The organism is Stappia sp., assembly GCF_048268045.1.
Lineage (GTDB): Bacteria > Pseudomonadota > Alphaproteobacteria > Rhizobiales > Stappiaceae > Stappia.
The window spans coordinates 226,484-242,543 of record NZ_JBLWWG010000001.1 but is presented as its reverse complement, the minus strand read 5'-3'; the positions used below and the strand labels follow the sequence as shown (position 1 = coordinate 242,543).

Below are 16,060 nucleotides of genomic sequence, written 5' to 3'. Positions count from 1 at the left end.
TCGAATAATCCGGGCGTCATCTTCTTTTATGGGTGTTATGTACTGTCGCATTTTTTTTGTCCGATGTCTCGTCGAAATTGTTATCAAACTGACAAGAGCCTTCAATAATGTCCGTAAAGCAACATTTTTTGTTGTGAGGCAGACATAATCGGGAAGGCGTAGTTATGAGTAACCTGGGTGAGACGGGGCGTTTGCGTGGTGCTGGAAAATCAATCGAAACTGAACGCGGTATGGTTGTTGCGCGCCGCAACGGCAACGGCGGGCGGGTGCTGCGTGCCGCCATGGCGCATCTTTTGTGCAGCGTCGCCGTTCTCGGCGCACTGAGTGGTGCGGCCGGTGCCCAGGACGCGCAGAAGGACGGCATTCGCGTCCTGACCTTCAATACCTGGGGGGATGGGTCCAACAGCGGCCTGCGTGCTGACCCGACCCGGATGTCTGACTTCTTCCTGAACGGCGACTATGATGTGATCGGCCTCCAGGAGAGCACGTCGGGTGCCTATCGCAGCGCGCTCCTGGCGCTGCTGCCAAGCCTCGGCCTTGGCACCTACGACGCTAGCCAGCGTGACGATGCCTCCGTTCTGTCCCGACTTCAGGGCAGCGTCGGATCCTTGAAGGATCTCGTGCCTGGCAGCGGATACGACCGCTTCATCGGCTATGCGGCGCTGGATGCGCAAAAGGGCATGCCGAAGATGGGGGTCGGCTCCGTCCATTTCGACTATCACGACGAGCCGGCGGTGCGTGTTGCCGAGGCCAAGGGGTTGAACGCGATCGCCAAGGGCGTGACGAATCCTTTGCTGATCGTCGGTGATTTCAATGCCGGCGACGTCTCGGAGCGCGGCTTGCACTCCGCCGAGCAGGCTTCCTATCTGTTTGCCCGCGTCCTGATGGACGGTGGCAGTTCCCAGCTTTGGAAGGACCTGGCCGGGCAGTACACGCCCGAGGGCCGCGAGGTCGAGTTTCAGGCTTATGTCGCCGACATGCGGAGCGGCGCGAGCGGGTCCGAGAAGTACCGCCAGGTGATCGCCGACTATTTCGACGCGCATCGCGCAGACTATCCCGGTGCCAGCGATGCGGGGCAGCTGAGCTGGCGTCAATGGGAAGAGATCATCGCCAAGGACATGGCCGGCAAGGGCCTGACCTTCGAAGACGAGACATATGCGGTCGACGCCAACCTGCCCGTGACCATGAATGTTCTGAAGAAGGACTACATCCTGCTTCAGAACGAGAGTGAGCGGGAGCTGTTTCAGCCCATCGAGGCTGGCGACGGGCGCACCACATGGACCTCCAAGGGCGAGGATCACACCAACACCTGGACGAGCTGGGATCACGTCAAGATCGATCATTTCATCGCCGCGCGGCCGTTCGGCAAGTGGATGGTGCTCGACGACGATCCGAACGATTCCTACACCGGCGTCCTGACCGAAACGGCCTTCAGCAACGACGGCTCGCGTCAGCTTTCCGATCATGAACTCGTCGCCCACACGGTGCGCTGGGTCGGTCCGGTGCTGCAGGATCTCACGCCGGACGGCGCGAAGAAGCGCATCATCTGGGGAGCCGCGGCCAACACGTTCGACGAGGCGGGTGGGGTGTTTCACCTGACCCGCAACAACAGGCGCACGGACGTCTACCTCGGGCAGATTTCGGACGCGGACGGCAACCCGATCCTCACCGGCCTCAGCGAGGCGGAGAAGAAGACCCTGCTCGACTGCTCGAGCCAGGATGCGGGGCTGCAAGCGTCGATCCAGGAGTACTGCATCGACGATCACACCTTCATCGGCGAGACCGTGGTCAGCGACAACGGCACCGTGATCGTCGACGAGGACGCGGCGCTCGGCCTTGCCTCGGCGGACCTGCGGCTGGTCAACGGCCGGCTGCGGATCGCCGGCACGGCCATGACCGAACTCAATCGCAAGGTGGGCCTTGACGCCGTTGGCCGGATCGAGGTCGAGGAGGCGGCGAACACCGTGTCGCTCGCACAGGGCATTTCGGGCGTGGGCGTTCTCGTCAAGGAAGGGGCGGGCACGCTCTCCCTTGAGGCTGCGAACAGCTACGCCGGCGGCACCGTGGTGGAGGCGGGACGCCTCACGCGTACGCTTGCCGGCGGCTTCGTGCAGAACACCGCCTATGAGGTCAATGGCGGCACTCTGGATCTTGGCGGCTTCGATCTTGCTGCGTCGCGGCTTTCGGGCACCGGCGGGGCGATCGCGCTGGGCGGGTCCTCGCTCGGCGTCGACCAGTCCGCAAACACCCGCTTCGATGGCGTGATCTCCGGCACGGGCGGGCTCACAAAGTCCGGCACCGGTGCTCTGGTCCTCAACGGGCAGAACACCTACACGGGAACCACCCGCGTCGACGGTGGTTGGCTGGTCGTGGGCGATGCGGATCACGCAACCGCAAGCCTTGCCGGCACCGTGTCGCTCGGTTCCGGTGGTCAGATCGGTGGCGCGGGAACGCTGGGTGCGCTGGCGCTCGACAATGGCGCCGTTCTGGCGCCGGGCAACTCCATCGGCACGCTCAAGGTCGCCGGCGATCTTTCCTTCTCCTCCGGCTCGATTTTCAAGGTCGAGATCGACGCTACCGGCGCGGGTGACCGGGTCGAGGTCGGCGGAGCCGCGACCCTTGGCGGGGCGACCGTCGACATCACCAAGGCCGTGGGCAGCTATGGCGTGGGCCAGCGCTACACGATCCTGACGGCGACGGGCGGCGTGTCCGGAACCTTCGGCAACCTGACGCAGAACCTGCCGTTCCTTGACCTCACGCTTGCCTATGATCCGAACGAGTTGCATCTGGACGTGCTGCGCAACACGGCCTCCTTCGACAGCATCGCGGCGACCGGCAATCAGCAGCGGACGGCCAATGCGGTCGAAGCTCTGGGCGTCGGCAATGTGGTCTACGACGCGGTTGCCCGCCAGGCGAGCGACACCTCGGCGCGGGCAACGTTTGACGCGCTGTCGGGCGAGATGCACGCCTCCGTCCGCACGGCGCTGATCAACGACAGCCTGCTGTTGCGCTCTGCCGCCAATGACCGCATCCGCGCGGCCTTCGCCGAAACCTCCGCGCCGAACGCGGTTGTTGCCACCCATGGCGCGGCGGCAACGCCGGCCCGTGCCGGATCCGGTCTGTGGGGCACGGCGCTGGGCGGCTGGTCGTCCACCTCCGCCAACGGCAACGCCGCGCGGATGACGCAGACCACGGGCGGGTTCGTCGCCGGCATCGACGGCGAGGTGAGCGACAGCCTGCGGATCGGTGTGATGGGCGGTTTCACCCGTTCGACCTTCGACGTTTCCGCGCGCTCGTCGAGCGGCAACACCGAGACGGCGCATGTCGGCGTCTACGGCGGCGGTATGTGGAACGGCGCGGCGCTGCGCGGCGGTGCGGCCTTCAGCTGGCACACGATGAAGTCCAGCCGTTCGGTCGTCGCACCGGGCCTTGTCGAGACGCTGAGCGCGGACCACTCGGCCCGCACGTTCCAGGCCTTCGGAGAACTTGCCTATGAGGCGCGTGTCGAGGCGGCGGTGTTCGAGCCCTTCGCCAATCTCGCCTTCGTGCAGATGCGCACCGACGGCTTCTCCGAAACCGGCGGATCGGCGGCGCTGAGCGTTGCCGGTGCGAACGACAGCGTCACCTTCACCACCGTCGGCCTGCGCGCTTCGACGCCGCTCTCCTTCGGCGATCTCGACCTGATGGCCCGCGGCATGGTCGGCTGGCAGCATGCCTTCGGCGATGTCTCGCCGACAGCGCGCATGGCGTTTGCCGGCGGCGGTGCCTTCGATGTCACGGGTACGCCGGTGGCCGGCGATGTCGGCCTTGTCGAGATCGGCGCCGACGCGCTGATCGGCAGCCGGGCGAGGGCGGGGCTCTCCTACGCAGGACAGTTCGGCTCGGGGCTTTCGCAGAGCACGGTGAAGGCACGGCTGGCGATCAGCTTCTAAGCCGGTCGGAGGCTTGCGGACAGGCCGGGAGGGGCGACCTTCCCGGCCTTGTTCCGTTCACGGCTCCGCCTCGCACCGGGCCCTTGCGGCAAGGGCGGAGGAAAGGCTGGGGGCGGCGGCCACCAGCATGCGCGTGTAGGGATGGCGCGGATGGTCCAGCACATCGGACGTGCGGCCGCGCTCGACGATCTTGCCGCCGTTCATCACCAGCACCTCGTCGGTGATGGCGCGCACCACGCCGAGATCGTGGCTGATGAAGAGATAGGCGAGGCCGTGGCGGGCGCGCAGGTCGGCGAGGAGGTCGAGAACCTGGGCGCGGATCGACACGTCGAGCGCGGAGACCGGCTCGTCGGCGACGATCAGGCGGGGGCGGGTCACCAGCGCGCGGGCAATGGCGATGCGCTGGCGCTGGCCCCCGGAAAATTCGTGCGGGAACTTCTCCGCATCGTCCCCCGCCAGGCCGACCTCGGTCAGCGCCTGCCGCACCCGCCCGGTGCGTTCGGCCCGCGAGAGGTCCTCTCGCAGCAAATGCAACGGCTCGCCGACGATGCGTCCGACGCGGTGGCGTGGATCGAAGCTGCCATAGGGATCCTGGAAAACGACCTGGATCGAGCGTCGAAGCGCCCGTGCCGCCGGGCCGCGGACGCGATGCGGATCGGCTCCCTCCACGAGGATCTCGCCGCCGTCGGGTGGCTCGAGGCCAAGCAGCGCGCGGGCAAGGGTGGATTTGCCGCAGCCCGATTCCCCGACCAGGCCGATGCTTTCGCCGGGGTGGATGTCGAAGCTGACGCCATCAACGGCGGTGAAGGTGCCGGGGCGGGCGAACAGGCTTTCGCGCGGCCGGGCGTAGCGGCGCACGAGCGCCCGGACGCTGACCAGCGGCGCAGCGCTTTCGTCGCGCTCCGGCGTTGCCGGCCGTTCGGGCACGTGGGAGGACGCTTCCATCAGCGCCAGCGAATAGGGATGGCGAAGATTGGCGAAGAGCGCCGCCGTCGGCCCGCTCTCCACCAGTGCGCCATCCTTCATGATCGCGACCCGGTCTGCCATCTGCGCGACGACGGCAAGGTCGTGGCTGATGAGCAGACAGCCCATTTTCCGCTCGGCCGCGATTTCTGCAATCAACGCCAGGATCTGCGCCTGGATGGTGACGTCGAGCGCGGTCGTGGGCTCGTCGGCGATGAGCAGGTCGGGCTCGCAGGCAATCGCCATGGCGATGACCACGCGCTGGCGCTGGCCGCCCGAAAGCTGGTGCGGAAAACGGCTGGAGGTGACGCCCGCGCCTGCGAGGCCGACCCGGTCAAGCAGGCGGGTGACGCGCCGGCCGGCCTCCTGCTTCGACAGGCGAAGGTGCCAGACGAGGCCCTCGGCGATCTGCTCGCCGATGGTCTTCACCGGATTGAGCGCCGTCATCGGTTCCTGAAACACCATGCCGACGCGGCGGCCGCGCAGGCGGCAGAGTGCCGCTTCGGGCAGGGTGAGCACGTCCGTGCCGTCGAGCGCCAGGCGACCGGAGGCTGTCGCCCCCTGCGGAAGCAGCTGCATGGCGGCGAGCGCCGTCATCGACTTGCCCGAGCCGCTCTCGCCGACGAGGCCGAGCGTCTCGCCCCGGGCGATCTCGAAGCTGACGCCCTTCAGGATCGGTGTGCCGTGGATCGAAAGGGCGAGGTTTTCTGCCTTGAGAAGCATGGTCATGCCACCCGCCGTTTCAGCCGGGGGTCGAGCAGGTCGCGCAATCCGTCGCCCATCAGGTTGAGTCCGAGCACGGTGACGACGATGGCCAGCCCCGGATAGAGGGCAAGCGTGGGGGCGAGCGCCATCATGGTCTGCGCCTCGTTCAGCATCCGCCCCCAGGAGGCGAGCGGTGGTTGCGCGCCGAGGCCGACATAGGACAATCCGGCTTCCGCGAGGATGCCGAGGGAGAACTGGATCGTGCCCTGCACGATCAGCAGGTTGGCGATATTCGGCAGGACGTGTTCGGCGAGGATGCGGGTCTCGCCCTTGCCGGCGACCCTGGCGGCGAGAATGAACTCGCGCGACTTCAGCGACAGCGCCCCGCCGCGGGCGACACGGGCGAAGACCGGCACGTTGAAGATGCCGATGGCGATCACCGCGTTCATGGCACCGGGACCGAGGATGGCGGTGATCATCACCGCCGAAAGTAGGGCGGGGAAGGCGAAGACGAGGTCATTTGCCCGCATCAGCGCCTCGTCGAGCAGGCCGCCGCGCGAGGCGGCGAGAAGCCCAAGCGGGACGCCGACGGCGATGCCGATGCCGACGGCGACGAGCGCGACGGCGATGGAGGTGCGCGCCCCCACCATCAGCATGGAGAGCATGTCGCGGCCGAACTGGTCGGTGCCCAGAGGGTGCGCCATCGACGGTCCCTGCAGCCGGTCGGGCACGGACAGCACGTCGATGGGATAGGGCGTCCAGACCAGCGACAGCAGCGCGGCGAAGGTCACCAGCGCGACGATGGCGCCGCCGGTGACGAGCGCGCGATGGGCCAGCACGCGCGCGAGCGGTCCCTTGCGGGTCGTGCCGGGGGTCTCGGTGTTCATCGCGGTTTCCTCCGCAGCCGTGGATCTGCCAGCGCATAGGTCATGTCGACGAGGAAGGTGACGGCGATGACGGTCGCCACCAGCAGCAGGACGACGCTTCTGACCACGATCAGGTCGCGTTGGCCGATGGCCTGGAAGACCAGCCGCCCGAGGCCGGGCAGGTAGAAGACATTCTCGATGATGATGGTGCCGGCGATCAGAAAGGAAAACTGCAGGCCGAGGATCGTCAGCACGGGGATCAGGGCATTGCGCAGGGCGTGGCGCCACAGCACGGCCGTGCGTGTCAGCCCCTTGGCCCTTGCGGTGCGTACATAGTCCTCGTGCAGCGCGTCGATCAGCGCCGAGCGCATGACGCGGGCGAGGATCGCCGCCTGCGGCAGGGCCAGGGCGATGGCGGGAAGCGCCAGGGCGGTCAGCGCCGGGGCGAGGCCCGCCTCCCAACCGGGGAAGCCGCCCGATGGAACCATCCGCAACACCACGGCGAAGACATAGACGAGCAGCATGGCGAACCAGAAGTTCGGCACGGCGATGCCGATCTGTGTGAGCGCCATGATGCCGCCGTCCTGCCAGCGTCCGCGCCGCGCCGCCGCGTAGACCCCGACGGGAAAGGCGATCGCCGTCGACAGGGCCAGCGCCAGCAGCGCCAGTGGCAGCGAGATGGCGATGCGCCCGGCGATCAGCTCCGAAACCGGCACGGCGTAGGTGTAGCTCTGGCCGAGATCGCCGCTGGCAAACCCGGCAAGCCAGTCGGCGTAGCGCTCCAGCGGCGGCCGGTCGAGGCCGAACTCCGAGCGAAGCGCGGCGAGCGTGTCTTCCTGGGCGTTGATGCCGAGCATCACCTCGGCCGGATCGCCCGGCAGGATCTCCAGCACGAAGAAGATGACGAAGCTCGCGACGATCAGCGTCGCGACGAGGCTGGCGAGGCGTTTGGCGGCAAGAACCAGCATCGGCGGCAAGGGGCTCCGGAGGGAATCTTCATTGTCGCCGCAAGGCTATAGGGGAAGGGCGGAGTGTGAAAGGGGGGGAGGGCGGGGGGAGCGATGCGCCGTCCGGCGGTCCGCTGCTTCCCGAGCGGTTTGCCGGTTGCGCCGGTTGCCGCCGTCCCTCCGCAATTTTCCGTAATCTTCGGGCGTGCAAGCTGCGGGCAGGCGGATTAATCTCTGCCTCCCGCCGGGGACTCGCTGGAGCCGGCAGCCGGGCGCTGACCCGGAAAGACGAAGGCCGGGCGGACGGAGGATCCGCCGCGCCGGCACGCAGGAAGAACAGTCGGGGAGGTATCATGACGTTCTGGAGCAAAATCGCGGTGGCCGGACTTGCCGCGCTCATTCCGCTTTCCTCGGCTACGGCCGAGACCCGCGTGACCTACAAGTCGGCCTCGGCCGGATCGTCCTACTACCAGATGGGGGTGCAGATCGCGGAGGCGATCAAGGCCGGCACCAATGGCGACATCATCCTGACGCTCGAGGAAAGCCAGGGGTCGGTGCAGAACGTCATGGAAGCGGCGGTGCGCCCTGGCAACTATGTCTTCACCTCGCCGCCGGCGCTCGTGCGCCTGGCGCAAGGCGGCAAGGCGATGTTCGAGGGCAAGGGCAACCCGAAGTTCGACGAGATCCGCGCGCTGTTCCCGATCCCCTCGCTGACCATGCATTTCGTCATGCGCGCCGACACCGGCGTGACCGATTTCGCCGGCATGGAAGGCAAGACCATCCTCGTCGGCAAGGGCAGCTTCGGCGCGACGGAAGGCGCCAAGTATCTCGACCTCTTCGGCCTCAAGGACAAGGTGAACCTCGCCAACGTGGAGCTGTCCAACGCGGGCGCGGCGCTGAAGAACGGCCAGATCGACGGCTTTGTTACTGCCGGCTCCTATCCGGCGCCGAACGTCATCGAGGCGGCCGCCGGCACCGGCATTGTCCTTCTCCCGCTCTCGGACGCGCAGATCGCCGAGACCAAGCGCACCAGGCTGGTCATTCCCGCCGGCACCTATCCGGGGCAGGACGCGCCTGTCGCCACCACGTCGCTCGATGTGATCGCCTTCGCAACCACGGCGATGGACGACGACACCGCCTATGAGCTTACGAAGACCTTCTGGGATGAGAAGGCGAAGATGGCGGATGACGCGCCGTGGTGGAAGGGCGTGACGCCGGAGATGGTGGCCGCGATTCCGGGCAAGATTCATCCCGGCGCGCTGCGCTACTACACGGAAAAGGGCATCGCCCTTGGCGAGGCGGCCAAGTAAAAGCTTCCGTGATCAAGCTTTTGTCCGGCGCGGGCCGCAGGCCTGCGCCGGTTCTTCAGCTTGTCCCGCGCAAGGGAGCCATCCTCCCCCCTGCGGAGCCCCGCGTCCGGGCGCATTTCCTGTTTCCTGACTTTGCTGTCGAGGCCTGAATGACCCTGAAAGCCCGGCTGATCTGGACCGCGCTTGGCGCGGTGTCGATCGCGTTTCACCTGTGGCTCGTGTTCTCCGGCCTCGTCCCCAATCTCGTCAGCCGGCCGCTGCATATGGCGCTGGCGGTGCCTTTCGTGCTGCTGTTCGCGCCGAAGTCCGCCTTCCAGCGCTGGAGCGGGCCGCCGATCGCCGTTCTCGGGATCGCCGCAGCCGGCTGGGTTGCGTGGAACGCCGAGGCGCTGGGCGACCAGTACGGCTATCTGTCCAGCGATTTCCAGATGGGCGTGGCGCTGGTGCTGATCGCGGTGACGCTGGAGATGGCCAGGCGGGCCATCGGCTGGCCGCTGCCGCTCGTTGCCGCACTTGCGCTTGCCTATGCGGTCTGGGGGCAGGGTATTCCGGGCGAGTTCGGTCATCCCGGACTTCCCATGGCGAGCCTCTTCGGCACGCTGACGATTGCCGAGGGCGGGCTTTGGGGCAAGCTCACCGGGGTTTCGGTCTCCGTTGTCGCGATCTTCGTCATCTTCGGCGCGGTGCTGAACGCGGGCGAGGCCGGGCAGGGCTTCATGAACGTGGCGGCGGCCGCCGCTGGCCGGCTGCGCGGCGGGGCCGCCAAGGTCGCGGTGCTGTCCTCGGCGCTGTTCGGCTCGATCTCCGGCTCGGCCTCCGCCAATGTCGCCTCGACAGGGGCGATCACGCTGCCGGCGATGACCAGGCTCGGCTATCCGCGCGCGCTTGCCGGCGCGGTGGAGGCGGTGGCGTCCTCGGGCGGGCAGATCATGCCGCCGCTGATGGGGGCGGGGGCCTTCGTCATGGTGGAGCTGACCGGCACGCCCTATTCCGACATCATGATGGCGGCGATCCTGCCGGCGCTGCTCTATTTCGTCGCCGTGTGGGTTGGCATCGACGCCTATTCACTGCGCTATGCGCTGAAGGGGCTTGCGCCGGAGGATCGGCCGGCGGCGCGCGCGGTGGCCATCACGTCGGCCTTCTTTCTCGTTCCCTTCACGATCCTGCTGTGGGGCATGTTCTGGCTGAAGGTGACACCGCAATACGCCGCCTCGCTGGCGATCCTCGCCGGTGCACTGCTGCTGTTGCTTGATGGCCGGCTGACCTTCGACGTCCGGCGTACGGCGCGTCGGCTCGAGGAGGCCTGCACCAACGCCGGCCGGCAGATTGCGACCATTGCCTCGATCATCCTGTGCGCGTCGATCATCGTCGGCGTGCTCGGCCTCACCGGCCTCGGGGTGAAGATCACCTCGCTCATTCTCTCCGGTTCGGGTGGCTACCTGTGGCCGGCGCTGGTGCTGACGGCGATTGCCTGCCTGATCCTGGGCATGGAGGTGCCGACGACGGCGGCCTATGTGATCTGCGTTTCCGTCGCCGGGCCGGCGCTGTCGCACCTCGGCCTGCCGCCGCTTCTCGCCCATCTCTTCGTGTTCTGGTACGCGCTGCTGTCGACGATCACGCCGCCGGTCTGCGGAGCGGTCTTCATTGCCGCCGGCATGGTCGGGGAAAACTGGCTGAAGGTCGCGATGTCGGCGATGGCGCTTGGCCTCGGGCTCTATCTGGTGCCGCTCGGCATGATCGCCAATCCGGCGCTGATCGGGCTCGCGGCGGAGCCCGGCCACGCGCTCGTCGCGGCGGTCAAGGTGGGCGCGGCGCTGTCGGCGATCTCCTTCGGCGTCATCGCTCCGTTCAATGTGCTGCTGCGCGCCGCCCTCGTTGCCGGCGGCGCGGTGCTGCTCTTCGTCTGAAGGTGGGCGGGCCTCAGCGGGCCCGTCCGTCGACGGGACCGTTCTCGGTCAGCTCCAGCCCGGTCAACCGCCGGTCGAGGTGGCGCGCGCGCCAGGAGAGCATCTTTTCCGCATAGTGCAGGCGAAGCGAGGTGTAGGCCGGATCGTCGGCGACGTTGCGGGTTTCATGCGGGTCGGCGGCAAGGTCGAAGAGCAACGGCGGCAGGCCGGCGAAATGGACGTATTTCACGTCCTCGTCGCGGATGACGCTCATGGCCGAGGCATCGAGCGGCACGCCCAGGCCTTCCTCCGCCTCACGGGTTGCGACCTCGCGGAAATCGTATTCCCAGTGCACCGCATCGCGCCATTCGGCTGGTGCGCCGCCTTCCAGGAACGGCGTCAGCGGCGCGCCGTCGAGCCAGTTCGGACACTCGGCGCCGATTGCCTCCAGAACGCTGGGCATGACATCGACGGATTCCGTGAAGGCGGAGACCTTGCGCCCGTGGCCGGCGGGCCGGCGTGGATCGCGGACGATGAGTGGGATGTGGTAGGCCTGATCGTAGAAGCCGAGCTTGGAGAAAAGCTGGTGGTCGCCCATCATCTCGCCGTGGTCGGCGGTCAGCACGATCAGCGTGTTCTCCCACTCTCCCTTCGCCTTCAGCCCATCGACGATGCGACCGATCTGCGCGTCGACCTCCGAGACCATGCCCCAATAGGTGGCGCGGATGCGCCGGCGGTCCGCCTCGCTCCAGTCGCGGGCCCGCCCTCGCGCGCCCCAGACGAGGTCGGCCTTGTCGAGCCGGTCGAGGGAATAGGCCAGGAACGGGTGCAGCGCGGCGGCCTCCTCCGGCGTTGCCGCGCCGAGGAAGTCCGGCCCCTCGCCCGGATCGTACATGGAGGCATAAGGCTCGGGCGCGATGAAGGGCGGATGCGGCCGGATGAAGCTCAGATGTGCGAACCAGGGCCGCGCACCGGCCTTCGCCCGAGAGGGCGGGGCGCTTTCCATCTCGTCGAGCCAACGCAGGAATTCGTCGACCAGGAAGGCGGTCTCCGTTTCATCCTTGCCGTAGCGGGCGGGGCGGGCGGAGGGAGGGTCGGCCGGGCCGTCGACCGGCAGCCAGATGTCCTGCGGTGGGGAAGGCAGCCGGTGGCCGCGGGCGGCGAGCCAGGAAAGCCAGGGGGCGTGGTCCTCCGGCACGCGCACGCGCACGCTCATGCCGGGCAGAATGCCCTCGTAGGTCCTGAGCCAGGGATCGTCGCCGGTGACGGTGCGCGGATCGACGGACTGGTCGGTGTAGCCGAAGAGCGTCGGATCGTAACCGGCCCGCCGGGCGGCGAGTGCGATGGTGTCGTGGCGGGCGTCGAGCGGCGTGCCGTTGCGCACCACCCGGTTGGTCATCTGGTAGAGCCCGGTGTAGAGGCAGGCCCGCGCCGGCGAGCAGGGGGCCGCCTGGCAATAGTGGCGCGAGAACCAGACAGCTTCGCGACCCAGCGCGTCAATGTTCGGGGTCTTCACCACGGGGTGGCCCGCAAGGCCGAGACAGTCGCCACGCCACTGGTCGGCGGTGATGAGAAGGACGTTGAGCATGGATCGCTTTACCTGACATCATGTCTGATCAGACGCGTTTCTGTCGCGCCGGACTGGGCTGACATTGCGCCCCCGCTCTGCCGATTGTTGCGGAGGCGGAAACGCACCGTCGCGCGGAGATCACTGGCGGGCGGCGGCTTGTGGCTTATCTTGTCGGGGACGGTCACGTCTTTCAATGACAAGGGCGCGACATCGGGCGGGCGGCTTGCCAGGCGGGCGGGATTGTCCGCAAGATTCCACCTGCGCCGAGCGCGCGGCCGCCGCGGCGGCGAAAACGGAGCGAGGCCAGCCATGACCTGGATGCCAGATCTCGACCCGCAGCCCGGCGATGCCGGCGCCTGCGATCTCATCGACATGGTGATCGTGCCGAGGGCGCGCGATCTCGGCGGTTTCGAGGTGCGCCGGGCGCTGCCCTCGCCCAAGCGCCAGATGGTCGGCCCCTTCATCTTCTTCGACCAGATGGGCCCGGCGGAGTTCCTGCACACCGGCGGCATCGACGTGCGTCCGCATCCCCATATCGGCCTTGCCACGGTGACCTATCTCTTCGAGGGCGAGATCCATCATCGCGACAGCCTGGGGTCGGAGCTGGCGATCCATCCGGGCGATCTCAACTGGATGACGGCGGGCTCGGGCATCGTCCATTCCGAGCGCGAGGATCCGGCGCGCAAGGCGATGGCGCGCAAGCTGTTCGGCATCCAGAGCTGGGTGGCGCTGCCGAAGGACAAGGAGGAGCAGTCGCCGGTGTTCGAGCACGTCGGGCGTGGCGACCTGCCGATGCTGCGCGACGACGGCGTCAGCGTGCGCGTGATAGCCGGCGAGCTCTACGGTGCCCGTTCACCGGTGGCCACTGCCTCGGAGACGATCTACGCCGACGTCTCGCTGGAGCCGGGCCGGCGCTTTCCGGTCGATGCGACCCATGAGGAACGGGGTATCTTCACCGTCAGCGGCACGGTCGAGATCTCCGGCGAGCGGTTCGAGGCGGGTCAGCTTCTCGTCTTCCGCCCCGGCGACCGCATCACCGTGACGGCCGAAGGGCCGGGGGCGGCGCGCTTCCTCATCCTCGGCGGCGAGCCGATGGACGGACCGCGCCACATCTGGTGGAATTTCGTTTCCTCCTCGAAGGAGCGGATCGAGCAGGCCAAGGAAGACTGGAAGCGGATGCGCTTTGACACGGTGCCGGGCGACGCGGAGGACTTCATTCCGCTTCCGGGGGCCTGACGGGATTAAGCGTTGCCCCGCCGGTCGGTATGTTGCGACGGCGGGACGGCTCTTCCGGGTCCCAGGGGAAGGGCGCGAACATCTCCGCCGGGGCGACGAAATCGCCGGTCGGGAAATCGACGATGACATTGAGACGCACGGTGTTCGTGCCGTCGCCGGTCAGGCCGGCGTCCTCGGGCAGGACGCGGGAGACCATGCCGTATTGCACGGCTTCCGCCGCAGTGTTGCGTTCGATGGCCGCGCGCAGCGAGGGCGGCCAGGGCCAGCCGTAACGTCGCCCGACGGCGTCGAGAATGCGCAGCAGCGAGGCGCGCGCCGCCGGGACGCTTTGCGGGTTCTCGCCGTTGAGCTTGATCCGCACCGTGCCGAGCTCCGTTTCGCCCGGGCCGCGCAGGTTGACGAAGAGCGTCGAGCGGGAACCGTCCGCGCCGGTGCGCCCGATGGTGACCAGTTCGCTGGCGCAGTACCAGCTTCCGGCGACGAAGGGATCGGGTCGCCAGTCGGACATCGGGATGCCGAGGCCGGTGATTGCCTCGCACAGCGCGCGGGGGTGGCCGCCGTAGACGCGCCTGAAGCGCGCCGGCTTTTCGAGGGTCGGGGCAAGCAGGGTGTCGCGGGCCGCGGGCGTCAGCGCCGCCATCGGGTCTGGCGGAAGAGCCGGGGCTGCGGGCGGCGGCGAGGGGGGCTCTTCCAGCGCGACGATGACGGCACCGGCCAGGGCGGCGGCCACGAGCAGCAGCGGCACGGCGAGACGCGCGCGCCTGACAAGGCGCTGGCGGCCGGCGATGCCGGCAAGCGCGGGCGCGCCGGGGCCGGGCTGCGTCCTTGCACCGCCCGACCGCCCGGGGAGGCTGGCCTTGCCGCCTGGTCGTTCCGGTGCCACCTCGCTTCCTTTCCCTACGCGCGTGTTCAGCGCGGCAGTCCTAACATGACGACGCCGGCTTGGCGCGCCTTTCGCCGGCGCACACCATGTGCGGGGTGACATGTGGCGCTCGCGCGCGCCAGCGGCTAGGCTCTCCTCAAATCGCGCCCGAGGGAGGGCAGCGGTAGGTCGGACGGCTCTGGCCGGATCGGCAGGCGATCTCGAAAAGGGGGAGGTCCTCAAACATGTTCGGACACTGGAACCGACGCGGCGTGCTGGCCGCCGGCGCGATGCTGGCGGTCGTTGGCCTGTCGCTTGGAAACGTCGGCCCGGCCGCGGCGGCACGCACGGACGTCAGGATCGGCGTGCGGCTCGAGCCGCCGCATCTCGACCCGACGGCGGGCGCGGCGGCGGCGATCGACGAGATCACCTATGCCAATATTTTCGAGGGCCTGACGCGGATCGATTCGACAGGCGCGGTCCAGCCATGGCTGGCCGAAAGCTGGTCTGTCTCCGAGGACGGGCTGGTCTACACCTTCAAGCTGCGCACCGGCGTCACCTTCCATGACGGCACAAGCTTCGAGGCGAGCGACGCGAAATTCTCGCTCGACCGGGCGCGCGGCGAGGGCAGCACCAATGCGCAAAAGCCGCTGTTCGCGCATATCGACAGTGTCGAGGCGGTCGATCCGGCGACGCTGAAGGTGACGTTGAAGCAGCCCGACGGCGCATTCCTCTTCAATCTCGGCTGGGGCGACGCGGCAATCGTGGCGCCGGAGAGCGCGGACACCAACAAGTCCGAGCCGGTCGGAACCGGCCCCTTCGCCTTCTCCCGCTGGGTGCGCGGCGACAGGGTCGAGATGGCGCGCTATCCCGGCTACTGGGGAACGCCGGCGCACCTCGAGACGGCAACGATCAAGTTCATCGCCGATCCGGCGGCCGAGCTGGCCGCGCTGATGGCAGAGGACATCGACGCCTTTCCGAATTTCCAGGCGACCGAGAACCTGCCGATTCTGGAGGCCGACCCGCGCTTTACCGTGGCGGTGGGCACCACCGAGGGCGAGACGATCCTGGCCATGAACAACAAGGCCGGTCCGCTCGCGGATGTGCGGGTGCGCCGGGCGATCTCGCACGCGGTCGACCGGCAGGCGATCATCGACGGGGCGATGTTCGGCAACGGCACGCCGATCGGCACGCATTTCGCTCCGCATCATCCCGCCTATGTGGATCTGACCGGCCGCTATCCGCTGGACCTGAAGAAGGCGAAGGCGCTGCTGGCGGAGGCGGGATATCCGAACGGCTTCAAGGCAACGCTGAAGCTGCCGCCGCCGACCTACGCGCGCCGGGGCGGGGAGCTCATCGCCTCCGATCTCAAGAAGATCGGCATCGAGCTGGAGATCGTTCCACTGGAATGGGCGCAGTGGCTGACGGAAGTGTTCAAGGGCAAGGACTTCGATTTCACCATCGTGTCCCACACAGAGCCTATGGACATCGGTATCTATGGCCGCAAGGACTATTATTTCCAGTATGACGGCGCCGACTTCGGGCGTGTGATGGACGAACTCGCAGCGACCACCGACACCAAGGCGCGCTACCAGCTCTTTGGCGCGGCGCAGCGGCTCATCACCGATGACGCGGTGAACGTCTATCTTTTCCAGCTTGCCAAGGCGGGCGTGTGGAACGCCAAGCTCAAGGGCATGTGGGTCAACGCGCCGATCCAGGCGAACGACCTGACCGGCGTCTACTGGGCGGACTGACGCCGCCCTGCGCGGCGCGAAAGTGAAAC

At 67.8% G+C, this 16,060-nt stretch carries 10 protein-coding genes; 5 read left to right on the top strand and 5 right to left on the bottom strand.

Annotated features, from left to right (window positions below):
• The first annotated feature begins 230 nt into the window (after positions 1–230).
• Entirely contained in the window at positions 231–3,932 is a 3,702-nt protein-coding gene (locus ACN0WF_RS01130; protein ID WP_417770924.1) for an autotransporter domain-containing protein, read from the top strand.
• A gap of 57 nt (positions 3,933–3,989) precedes the next feature.
• Here ACN0WF_RS01130 and ACN0WF_RS01125 read toward each other — a convergent pair whose 3' ends face one another.
• From ACN0WF_RS01125 to ACN0WF_RS01115, 3 genes are read right to left on the bottom strand one after another with little or no spacing between them, the layout of a single operon-like run.
• Positions 3,990–5,624, bottom strand: a complete 1,635-nt coding sequence (locus tag ACN0WF_RS01125) for an ABC transporter ATP-binding protein (protein WP_417770923.1) — start codon at positions 5,622–5,624, stop codon at positions 3,990–3,992.
• Positions 5,621–6,487, bottom strand: a complete 867-nt coding sequence (locus tag ACN0WF_RS01120; RefSeq protein WP_417770922.1) for an ABC transporter permease — start codon at positions 6,485–6,487, stop codon at positions 5,621–5,623. Before ACN0WF_RS01120 ends, ACN0WF_RS01125 begins: the two co-directional genes overlap by 4 nt.
• Positions 6,484–7,434: an ABC transporter permease gene (locus ACN0WF_RS01115; RefSeq protein ID WP_417770921.1), complete on the bottom strand. Its 951-nt coding sequence runs from the start codon at positions 7,432–7,434 to the stop codon at positions 6,484–6,486. Before ACN0WF_RS01115 ends, ACN0WF_RS01120 begins: the two co-directional genes overlap by 4 nt.
• Positions 7,435–7,766: 332 nt before the next feature.
• Here ACN0WF_RS01115 and ACN0WF_RS01110 point away from each other — a divergent pair, with 332 nt between their 5' ends.
• The gene (locus ACN0WF_RS01110; RefSeq protein WP_417770920.1) at positions 7,767–8,723 is read left to right on the top strand and encodes a TAXI family TRAP transporter solute-binding subunit; all 957 of its coding nucleotides are present in this window, start codon (positions 7,767–7,769) and stop codon (positions 8,721–8,723) included.
• Positions 8,724–8,872: 149 nt separating this feature from the next.
• Complete coding sequence (locus ACN0WF_RS01105; RefSeq protein ID WP_417770919.1) at positions 8,873–10,630, top strand: TRAP transporter permease; 1,758 nt, start codon at positions 8,873–8,875, stop codon at positions 10,628–10,630.
• Between the two features lie 13 nt (positions 10,631–10,643).
• Here ACN0WF_RS01105 and ACN0WF_RS01100 read toward each other — a convergent pair whose 3' ends face one another.
• Entirely contained in the window at positions 10,644–12,197 is a 1,554-nt protein-coding gene (locus tag ACN0WF_RS01100) for an alkaline phosphatase family protein (RefSeq protein ID WP_417770918.1), read from the bottom strand.
• Between the two features lie 291 nt (positions 12,198–12,488).
• Between ACN0WF_RS01100 and ACN0WF_RS01095 the strand changes: the two genes are divergently transcribed.
• Complete coding sequence (locus ACN0WF_RS01095; protein ID WP_417770917.1) at positions 12,489–13,415, top strand: pirin family protein; 927 nt, start codon at positions 12,489–12,491, stop codon at positions 13,413–13,415.
• On the opposite strand, the gene ACN0WF_RS01090 is transcribed toward ACN0WF_RS01095, so the two are convergent.
• Positions 13,393–14,298: a DUF6030 family protein gene (locus tag ACN0WF_RS01090; protein ID WP_417770916.1), complete on the bottom strand. Its 906-nt coding sequence runs from the start codon at positions 14,296–14,298 to the stop codon at positions 13,393–13,395. The genes ACN0WF_RS01095 and ACN0WF_RS01090 overlap by 23 nt on opposite strands.
• Before the next feature lie 224 nt (positions 14,299–14,522).
• Here ACN0WF_RS01090 and ACN0WF_RS01085 point away from each other — a divergent pair, with 224 nt between their 5' ends.
• The gene (locus ACN0WF_RS01085) at positions 14,523–16,031 is read left to right on the top strand and encodes an ABC transporter substrate-binding protein (RefSeq protein ID WP_417770915.1); all 1,509 of its coding nucleotides are present in this window, start codon (positions 14,523–14,525) and stop codon (positions 16,029–16,031) included.
• Positions 16,032–16,060 lie beyond the last annotated feature (29 nt).